Origin of the sequence: Sinorhizobium fredii USDA 205, from assembly GCF_001461695.1 — a bacterium.
Lineage (GTDB): Bacteria > Pseudomonadota > Alphaproteobacteria > Rhizobiales > Rhizobiaceae > Sinorhizobium > Sinorhizobium fredii.
In genome coordinates this window covers 1-2,373 of the sequence record NZ_AUTC01000063.1, presented here as the reverse complement: position 1 = coordinate 2,373, position 2,373 = coordinate 1, and the positions used below count along the sequence as shown (strand labels likewise).

Genomic DNA, 2,373 nt, shown 5'->3' with positions numbered 1-2,373 from the left:
ATCACAACTGGCTGATTTCACTCAACTCTTTTTCGGTCAGGCTCTTATAAAGGCGAGTATTGGCGCCAGATCTTTAACCGGCGCACGCCGGAGCAACGGCGCACCTTGTCGCACATCAAGCGTTTCATGGAACGGCTGGCTGGTGACATAAAGTTCCGCACCGCGGTTTCGGAGAGCGCCGACGCCCCTCGCGCGGTAACAGAGCGCTATGGCATTGAAGTTGACCCACTGGAGATACTGCCGCTCTGGCGCGATGATCATCTTACTTACCGCTACAAGCCGGAGTCTGCACCATGGCCGCTGTCGATAATGTGGGACGAGTACATGCGCGACATGTTGCGCCATCGCGACCTCCTGCGCGACCATGGCGATATGTCAATGACCAACCCTCGCTTTCATGCCTGGCGCGAGCGCCAAATTCGGCGTTGTAATGACGAATTGGGCGGATCAGCACCGTCGATCACACACCCCATCATCGCTTTCGAGCTGAGGGAAGGGTGCACCGTCGGTTGCTGGTTCTGCGGCCTCTCGGCCGCTCCGTTCAAAGGCTATTACGAGTATAGCAAACAGCATGCAGAGCTTTGGCGCGGCGTGGTTGGTGTCGCGAGCGAGGTGTTTGGCCCGGCAGCTCGTACTGGGTTCTGCTACTGGGCCACAGAGCCAATGGACAACCCGCAGTACGACCGCTTTCTCTTCGACTACTATCAGATCACGGGCGCATTGCCGCAAACAACGACGGCCGCCCCGCTCAAGGATGAGGCACTCACCAGGCGCGTGCTCGGCCTCTTCAATCTTTATGGCACTACGATGAATCGCTTCTCTGTGCTCAGCACGGCACATCTCAATCAGATCCACAGGGCGTTTTCGCCTGAAGAACTGACAGGGGTCGAACTCATCATGCAGGGCAAGGACGCCCCGACCGCAAAGGCTTTCACGGGGCGTGCGCGCAAGCGGAAGGAGAAACTCAGTGCGAGGCAAGAGGCAATCGCCTTGACGGAGCGCAATCACACGACGATCGCCTGTGTTTCCGGCTTCCTCGTAAATATGCCGCAGAGACGTTTGCAACTAGTGACGCCGGTACCGGGTAGCGAACGCTGGCCCCTCGGGTATCGCATAGTGGGTCAACGGTCATTCAGGACGCCTGACGAGTTCCGGGACGGGCTCAAGAGCATGATTGATCAACATATGCTCGAGAGCCCAGCCCCCGACCTGCCGATCCGCTTTCGCAGGGACCTGGAGTACACAGCGGGAGACCGCTGCTTCCATCTCCGCTCGCGAAGCATGGAACACCGGGTGCTCGACTACGCTCCGATCTCGGTTGGCCATCTAATCGCGTGCGGCAACTTTACAGTTTCGGAGTTGGTTATGCGGGCCTCGACGGATGGAATGAGCGTACTTGCAGTCGCCGACCTGCTCGATCAGTTATACGCGGCCGGCGTGATCGAAGAGGACCTCGGTGACCGCTATGCTTGGCAGACCAGCGACGGCATGAAAGACCGCATTGAAGAAGCTCAAGGATAGCGGCAGGCGGGTTCCTTTACCTATCGGGACCACTGCAAATGGCACGGGCGGGTGCCACAGGAAAACCTTCAGCCGCCGATCCGGGACGATCCGCCACCCGAACCCGCGCGATCGTGCTGCAACATGCCAGATCACGGTGAAGAGAAGAAGCTCAATCCGTGACCAATTGAGCACTTATAGACCAGGCTCGTTCCTTTTCGCTCGTAACTGGGCACATTGAAGACGACCATGGTGAATTCGGCGCCACCGTCCGGCCGGATCCGGTAACGAAGAAACTGGACAACCGGCTTACCGTCACGATCTATGGTAAAATGCTGATCTGCAAAAGCGAGGGTGCCGTCAGATGTGATCCTATAGCCGTCTATGCTAACGCCTCCACGCGTCTTGGTCGACGGTGTATCGGCAGTCGCCGGAGTGCACATGCCTAAAATCGACCGTCACACTCACCGGTTTGCCGGTAGTCAGCGCGCGTTCAAGCTCGCCAGTACATGACTATCGCCGGCGGCATTGGCAGCTGTAGCAAACAGTATCCCGAATAAGGTTGCAACGATATGTTTCACAGGTGGTCCTCTTTAGAGCGACTATACGGTTGACACGGCCCCTGCGGGCGAACCGGGGCTCGGCGGTTTCAAACAGGGCGCGGGTGGATTCATGGTGAGAGTGCGGCTTCGGACCGGAGCAGTTTGCCGACAGCCCATACCACTCGATGCGGCAGCCGTGTGTGGAGAAGGCTCCGCGTCTACTGCTATCCTTGTCCCAATTGAATTCAACCCAAAATGCCACGCTATTCTAATGGGAAATCTCAGCTGCAGCGCGACAACCAAGATGAGACGAAGCGTCAATCAAGATGAG

General features: G+C 57.7%; 2 protein-coding genes. One reads left to right on the top strand and one right to left on the bottom strand.

Going from position 1 to position 2,373, the window contains the following annotated elements:
• Positions 1-105 precede the first annotated feature (105 nt).
• Positions 106-1,521, top strand: coding sequence for a radical SAM family RiPP maturation amino acid epimerase (locus N181_RS08015; protein ID WP_014857678.1), 1,416 nt, complete (start codon positions 106-108; stop codon positions 1,519-1,521).
• 131 nt (positions 1,522-1,652) lie between these two features.
• On the opposite strand, the gene N181_RS31340 is transcribed toward N181_RS08015, so the two are convergent.
• Complete coding sequence (locus tag N181_RS31340; RefSeq protein ID WP_014857679.1) at positions 1,653-1,943, bottom strand: VirK family protein; 291 nt, start codon at positions 1,941-1,943, stop codon at positions 1,653-1,655.
• Positions 1,944-2,373 lie beyond the last annotated feature (430 nt).